Origin of the sequence: Azospirillum sp. (assembly GCF_035627195.1) — a bacterium.
Lineage (GTDB): Bacteria > Pseudomonadota > Alphaproteobacteria > Azospirillales > Azospirillaceae > Azospirillum.
On the sequence record NZ_DASPMG010000061.1, the window covers coordinates 1 to 6827 of the forward strand.

Annotated in this window: 8 protein-coding genes; all 8 read right to left on the minus strand. The window is 68.0% G+C overall.

Annotated elements, in window-relative coordinates; translation table 11 throughout:
* Window positions 1-443 (minus strand): DNA-3-methyladenine glycosylase I (locus VED21_RS05180; protein WP_324881254.1); only part of this gene is annotated, 443 nt, incomplete at its 3' end.
* Window position 444: 1 nt separating this feature from the next.
* A complete protein-coding gene (locus VED21_RS05185) occupies window positions 445-693 on the minus strand; it encodes a DUF1467 family protein (protein WP_324881255.1) in 249 nt (82 codons plus the stop codon).
* Between the two features lie 108 nt (window positions 694-801).
* Window positions 802-1206: a methylmalonyl-CoA epimerase gene (gene mce, locus VED21_RS05190; RefSeq protein WP_324881256.1), complete on the minus strand. Its 405-nt coding sequence runs from the start codon at window positions 1204-1206 to the stop codon at window positions 802-804.
* Window positions 1207-1253: 47 nt separating this feature from the next.
* A complete protein-coding gene (locus tag VED21_RS05195) occupies window positions 1254-2954 on the minus strand; it encodes a ribonuclease J (protein WP_324881257.1) in 1701 nt (566 codons plus the stop codon).
* A complete protein-coding gene (locus VED21_RS05200) occupies window positions 2951-3748 on the minus strand; it encodes a type III pantothenate kinase (RefSeq protein WP_324881258.1) in 798 nt (265 codons plus the stop codon). Before VED21_RS05200 ends, VED21_RS05195 begins: the two co-directional genes overlap by 4 nt.
* Window positions 3749-4543, minus strand: a complete 795-nt coding sequence (locus tag VED21_RS05205) for a biotin--[acetyl-CoA-carboxylase] ligase (RefSeq protein ID WP_324881259.1) — start codon at window positions 4541-4543, stop codon at window positions 3749-3751.
* Window positions 4540-5988, minus strand: coding sequence for an NADH-quinone oxidoreductase subunit NuoN (gene nuoN, locus VED21_RS05210; protein WP_324881260.1), 1449 nt, complete (start codon window positions 5986-5988; stop codon window positions 4540-4542). The genes VED21_RS05205 and nuoN overlap by 4 nt, the downstream gene beginning before the upstream one ends.
* A 10-nt stretch (window positions 5989-5998) precedes the next feature.
* A partial coding sequence (locus tag VED21_RS05215) for an NADH-quinone oxidoreductase subunit M (protein ID WP_324881261.1) occupies window positions 5999-6827 on the minus strand: 829 nt, incomplete at its 5' end.

Here is a 6827-nt window from a genome sequence, read left to right on the forward strand (position 1 = left end):
TCGCCGACGATCTCGCCGCCGGTGAAGCGGAAGGTCCGCTTGAACAGCTTCACCCACTCCTCCTTGGGCAGCGGGTGGTGCGCCTTCAGCCAATCGGCGAAGGAGCCGTGGCTCGCGCGAAGCGCCACGACTCGGCGCGCGTTCTCGATGGTGGCGTCGACCTTCAGCCGGTTGCGGATGATGCCGGGGTCGTTCAGCAGTCGCTGCCGGTCATCGTCGCCGTAGGCCGCCACGCGGTCCACGTCGAACCCGTCGAAGGCGGCGCGGAACGCGTCCCGCTTCTTCAGGATGGTCAGCCACGACAGGCCGGCCTGGTTGATCTCCAGGACGAGGCGCTCGAACAGCACCCGCTCGTCGTCCGACGGCACGCCGTATTCCGTGTCGTGGTACGGCCCGTGGAACGGATGGCCGGGCGCCGCTTCGCAGTATGTTTGGGCCCCCATCCTACATCCCCTTCGCCATTTCGCGGAACGAGATCAGGCCGGACTCGCCGACGTAGTAGATGCCGGCCGTGATGACCAGCGCCAGCACCGTCGTCACCGCGAACTTCAGCATCAGGCGCGGCCGCACCGGCGCGCTGTCCGCGTGCCCCGCCTCCGCCTGTTCCGGCGTGCGCACGCCCCAGGGCAACACGGCGAACAGCACCGTCCACCACGTGGTGAAGAAGATCGCGACGAGCGTGGGTGTGCCCATGGTCCGCCTCCAAACGACGTTGGGTTTTCGCTGCGCTCAACCCAACCTACAGATGCGTCGTAGGTTGGGTTGAGGCAACGCCGAAAACCCAACACCCCTTTCCAACGATCAGACCTGCTCCAGCTCCACCAGGGTGCCGCAGAAGTCCTTGGGGTGCAGGAACAGCACCGGCTTGTCGTGCGCGCCGATCTTCGGCTCGCCGTCGCCCAGCACGCGGGCACCCTGCGCCTTCAGCTGGTCGCGGGCGGCCAGGATGTCCTCCACCTCGTAGCAGACGTGGTGGATGCCGCCCGACGCGTTCTTCTCCAGGAACGGCGCCACCGGCGACTTCTCGCCCAGCGGATGCAGCAGTTCGATCTTGGTGTTGGGCAGGTTCACGAACACCACGGTGACGCCGTGCGCCGGCAGGTCCACCGGCTCCGACACCTTGGCGCCCAGCGTGTCGCGGTACAGCGCCGTGGCGGCCGGCAGGTCGGGGACGACGATGGCGACGTGGTTCAGCTTACCGATCATTTCTTGTTTCTTCCCCGAAAAAGGCTGACGTTGCGCCGAACCTACGCCTAAATCCGGACGAGGTGAACCTCAGTCACCGGCTTCTTGCCGTGCGAGGCGTTCAGGCTGCGCCGCACCGCGATGCGCGTGGCGTCGCGCACCAGCGCGTCGTCGAGGCGCGCGTTCTTCGGCAGCGCCGCCACCGCCTCGCGCACCGCGTCCACCACGTCCAGCAGCGAGTCATGCTCCAGCTGGTCGTCCAGCAGGCCCATCACGGCGATCTGCGGCGCCGTCACCAGCTCACCCCGACCGTTCAGCACCAGCGTCGCCACGGCCGCGCCGTTGTGCACCATGCGGTGGCGCGCCCGCATCAGCCCGTTGTCCAGCGACACGATGCGCTTGCCGTCGATGGCGAGGCGGCCGGAGCGCACCTGCGTCACCACCTCCACCGGGCCGGGCCCCAGGCGCACCACGTCGCCGTTGCCCGGCACGATGCCGTGCGGCACCTGGCAGGACTGGGCGATCTTCGCGTGCTCCAGTTGGTGGCGCTGCTCGCCGTGCACCGGCACGGCCACCTTCGGGCGCACCCACTGGTACATCTGCACCAGTTCCTCCTGCGCCGGGTGGCCGGAGACGTGGACGTACTCCTCCTCCGCCGTGACGATGCGGATGCCGCGGTTCACCAGCTGGTTCTGCATGCGGCCGATGGCGCGCTCGTTGCCGGGGATCTCGCGCGAGGAGAAGACGACGACGTCGTCGCGCTCCAGCGTGACCTGCGGATGGTCGCCGCCGGCGATGCGCGCCAGGGCGGAGCGCGGCTCCCCCTGGCTGCCGGTGCAGATCAGCACGACCTTGTCGCGCGGCAGGTAGCCGGCGTCGTGCTCCGACAGGAACGGCTCGATGTCGGCGAGATAGCCGTTGGATCGCGCCGCCTCGTTGATGCGCCACAGGGAGCGGCCGACCAGCGCCACGTGCCGGTCGTTGGCCTTCGCGGCTACGGCGATGCTCTCCAGCCGCGCCACGTTGGTGGCGAAGCAGGTCACCGCGATGCGCGTGTCCCACCGCCCCAGCAGCTCCATCAGCGTCTCGCGCACCTTGGCTTCGGAGCCGGAGTGGCCGGGCACCAGCGCGTTGGTGCTGTCGCACACCATGGCCAGGACGCCCTCGTCGCCAAGTTCGCGCAGGCGCTTCTCGTCCGCCGTGGTGCCGATCATCGGCTGCGGGTCCAGCTTCCAGTCGCCGGTGTGCACGATCAGCCCGGCGTCGGTCCGGATGGCCAGCGCGTTCGGCTCGGGGATCGAGTGGGTGACGGCGACGTATTCCAGCTGGAACGGCCCCACCTCGAACCGCCCGCCCAGCGGGATCTCGACGATCGGCACGCGGTTCTGCAGCCCGCGCTCGTGCAGCTTGGCGCGCAGGAACGAGGCGGTGAAGGGCGTGCAGTACACCGGCACCTCAAGATCCGGCCACAGGTACTGCACGGCGCCCAGGTGGTCTTCGTGCGCGTGCGTCAGTACGATGCCGACGAGGTCGTCGCGCCGCTCCTTGATGAAGCTGTGGTCGGGCATGATGACCTCGACCCCCGGCATCGTCTCGTCACCGAACGAAATGCCGAGGTCGACCATCAGCCACTTCCCCTTGTGGCCGTACAGGTTGAGGTTCATGCCGATCTCCCCGGCCCCTCCCAGGGCCAGGAAATAGACGGAATCGTCGGCGGGCGAGAAGCTGGCGTCCGCCTTGATGGCGGGTCCGTTGGTCGCGGATCTCATTGAACCTTTGGGGAAGCCGTGTTGCGTTTGTGGACCAGCAGCAGACCGCGCATGGTCAGCTCGCCGTCGACGTGGTCGATCATGGTGGTGGCCTCGGCGAAGGTCTTGCCCAGGCCGCCGGCGGCGATCACCGTCACCGGCGGGTCGCCGGTGGGCGACAGCTCCGCCTTGATGCGGGTCAGCAGCCCCTCGATCATGCTGGTGTAGCCCCAGAACATGCCGGACTGCATGGCGCCGACCGTGCCGCGGCCGATCACCGTGGCGGGCCGCGCGATCTCCACCTTCGGCAGCTGCGCCGCCACCCGGTGAAGCGCATCCAGCGCCAGGCTGGGGCCGGGCGCGATGATGCCGCCGACGAAATTGCCGTCGCGGTCCACCACGTCGAAGGTGGTGCCGGTGCCGATGTCGACCACGATCAGCGGCGACGGATAGGTCGCCACGGCCGCCAGGGAGTTCACCAGACGGTCGGCGCCCGCCTCCTTGGGGTTGTCGATCATCACGCGGATGCCGAGGTCGACGCCCGGATCGCCGACCTTCATCGGATCGCAGTGGAAATGGTTCTGGCAGAGCCGGACGAGGTCGTAGGTGGCCGCCGGCACAACGCTGGACATGACGGCGGCGTCGATGTCGGCGGGCTTCAGCCCCTTCACGGCCATCAGGCTGAACAGCCAGACGGCGTACTCGTCCGCGGTGCGGCGGCTGTCGGTGGAGATGCGCCACTGCCCGCGCTTCTCGTCGCCGTCGAAGACCGCGAAGACCACGTTGGTGTTGCCGGCGTCGATGGCGAGCAGCATTCACGCCCCCTGCGCGTTGGGGAAGAAGACGTCGCCGGCGGCGATGCGCTGCCGGCCCGACCCGTCCTCCCGATCAAGCAACAGAACGCCGTCGCTGTCCAGGTCCACGAAGGTCCCATGCAGCGTCCGATCGGCCAGCCGCACCACCACCGGTCCGCCCAGCCCGATCGCCCGGCCCAGCCACGCCTCGCGGATCGCCGCAAAGCCCTGCGCGCGCCAGCGCTCGTACCAGCGGTTCAGGTGCTGGGCGTAGACCTCCAGCGCCGCCGCCGGCTCCGCACCCTCCGCCCCTTCGGCGGTGAGCGACGTGGCGGCGTAGTCGGTGCCCTCGGGGAAATGCCGCAGGTTGATGCCGACGCCCAGCACCAGCCAGTCCAGGACGCCGCCCTCTCCCGCCTCCGACTCCAGCAGGATGCCGGCGACCTTGCGCCCGTTCACCAGCACGTCGTTCGGCCACTTGCAACGCACCGGCACGCTCTGCGGCACGAAGCTGGCCGCCGTGTCGGCAATGGCGAGTGCCGCGACGAAGGAGATCTGCGCGCCCACCGCGGCGGGCACGCCGGGGCGCAGGATGGTGGAGGTGTAGAGGTTGCCTTCCGGCGAGGTCCAGGCACGGCCGCGCCGGCCGCGCCCGCTCTCCTGCCGCAGGGCCCAAACGACGGTGCGCTCCGGTTGCCCGGAGCGCGCCAAGGTCTTGGCCTCGTCGTTGGTGCTGCCGACGGTGCCGTAGCCGATGACCTGGAAACCGGCAGGCAGGCGTAAACCGCCCACCTCCGGTGCAGGACCGCCGGTCATCCGGCGAACAGGGCCGCCGCCGCCGCCGCCGCACGGTTCACGATCGGCGCCGGCAGGACGAAGAACAGCAGCGTGAACAGGCCGGTGCCGACCAGGATGGCGGTCATGCCGTCGTCCCCGATCTTGTCGAAGGCCACCACCGGTTCGTCGAAGTACATGATCTTGATGATGCGCAGATAGTAGTAGGCGCCCACCACGCTGGTCAGCACGCCGATGACGGCCAGCGTGTACAGCTGCGACTGGATCGCCGGCAGGAAGACGTACAGCTTGCCGAAGAACCCGGCCATCGGCGGGATGCCGGCCATGGAGAACATGAAGATCGCCATCGCCGCCGCCAGCATGGGATGCGTGCGCGACAGGCCGGCGAGGTCCTTGATCTCCTCGACCATCTGCCCCTTCTGCTTCATGCACAGGATGACGGCGAAGGTGCCGACGTTCATGAACAGGTAGAGCGCCATGTACACCAGCAGGCCGCGCACGCCGTCCTCGGTGCCCGTGGCCAGCCCCATCAGCGCGTAGCCGATGTGGCCGATCGAGCTGTACGCCATCAGACGCTTGATGTTGCTCTGGTTGATGGCGGCGAAGGCGCCCAGCGACATCGACAGGATCGAGGTCACGATGATGATCTGCTGCCACTGGTGCACGAGGTGCCCGAACGGCTCGATCAGCAGGCGGGTGAACAGCGCGATGGCGGCGATCTTCGGCGCGGCGGCGAAGAAGGCGGTCACTGGCGTCGGCGCGCCCTGGTAGACGTCGGGCGTCCACATGTGGAACGGCACCGCCGACACCTTGAAGGCCAGACCGGCCGCCACGAAGACGAGGCCGATGATGACGCCCATCGACGGGTGCGCCCCGCCGGCGAACAGAGCCGCGATCTTGTCGAAGCTGGTGGTGCCGGAGAAGCCGTACACCAGCGACGCGCCGTACAACAGCATGCCCGACGACAAGGCACCCAGCACGAAGTACTTCAGGCCGGCTTCCGACGACGCCGAGGAGTCGCGGCGGAAGGCGGCGATGACGTACAGCGCGAGGCTCTGCGTCTCCAGGCCGACGTACAGCGAGATCAGGTCGTTGGCCGAGATCATCATCAGCATGCCCAGCGTCGCGAAGAGCATGAGGACGGGAAATTCGAACCGGTTCATGTCCTCACGCTCGATGTAGCCGAGGGACATGATGACGGCGAGTGCGGATGCCAGAAGCACCAGCACCTTCATGAAGACGCCGAAGGCGTCCATCACGAACAGGCCGTTGAAGGTGACGACACGGCCGGTGCCGTACCCGGCGGCGAGGACCGCCGCTAGGAACATCGCCACCACCGCGAGGTAGGCGACGGGCCGCGTGAAGCGGTCGCCATTGAAGACGCCGATCAGCAGCAGCGCCATGCCGGCGCAGGCCAGGAAGATCTCCGGGAGAGCCGGCCAAAGGTCGGGAAACTGGGCGATCATGGCTTACCCTCTAGCGCGCGGCCACGGACAGGTCGCCGGCGGCGGCCAGCTTGGTTTGGTAGACGTGGATGAGCTGTTCGACCGACGCCGAAGTGACGCCGAGGAAGCTGGACGGGTAGATGCCCATCCACAGCACCACGATGATCAGCGGGACGAAGACGGCGATTTCACGCGCGTTCATGTCGAACATCGCCTTGACGTCCGGCTTGGTCAGCGGGCCGTACACGACGCGGCGGTAGAGCCACAGCGCGTAGGCGGCACCCAGGATCAGGCCGGTGGCGGCGAAGAACGCCACCCAGGTGTTGTCGAGGAAGGCGCCCTGGAGGACCAGGAACTCGCCGACGAAGCCCGACGTGCCCGGCAGGCCGACCGACGCCATGGTCATGAACAGGAAGACCACCGCGTACTTCGGCATGTTGTGCACGAGGCCGCCGTAGCGCGCGATCTCGCGGGTGTGCAGCCGGTCGTACACCACGCCGACGCACAGGAAGAGCGCACCCGACACGATGCCGTGCGACAGCATCTGGAAGATCGAGCCTTCGACACCCTGCTGGTTCAGCGTGAACATGCCGATCGTCACGAAGCCCATGTGCGCCACGGACGAATAGGCGATCAGCTTCTTCATGTCCTCCTGCGCCAGGGCCACCAGCGAGGTGTAGATCACCGCGACGCAGGACAGGGTGTAGACCAGCGGCGTGAAGAACTCGGTCGCCTCCGGCATGATCGGGATGTTGAAGCGCAGGAAGCCGTAACCGCCCATCTTCAGCAGCACGCCCGCCAGGATCACCGAACCGGCCGTCGGCGCCTCCACGTGCGCGTCGGGCAGCCAGGTGTGCACC

What these genes read in the sequence shown, in the direction of transcription:
- VED21_RS05185 (WP_324881255.1), bottom strand. Translation starts at nt 693, where the DNA reads ATGGGCACACCCACGCTCGTCGCGATCTTCTTCACCACGTGGTGGACG.
- VED21_RS05205 (WP_324881259.1), bottom strand. Translation starts at nt 4,543, where the DNA reads ATGACCGGCGGTCCTGCACCGGAGGTGGGCGGTTTACGCCTGCCTGCC.
- VED21_RS05195 (WP_324881257.1), bottom strand. Translation starts at nt 2,954, where the DNA reads ATGAGATCCGCGACCAACGGACCCGCCATCAAGGCGGACGCCAGCTTC.
- nuoN (WP_324881260.1), bottom strand. Translation starts at nt 5,988, where the DNA reads ATGATCGCCCAGTTTCCCGACCTTTGGCCGGCTCTCCCGGAGATCTTC.
- mce (WP_324881256.1), bottom strand. Translation starts at nt 1,206, where the DNA reads ATGATCGGTAAGCTGAACCACGTCGCCATCGTCGTCCCCGACCTGCCG.
- VED21_RS05200 (WP_324881258.1), bottom strand. Translation starts at nt 3,748, where the DNA reads ATGCTGCTCGCCATCGACGCCGGCAACACCAACGTGGTCTTCGCGGTC.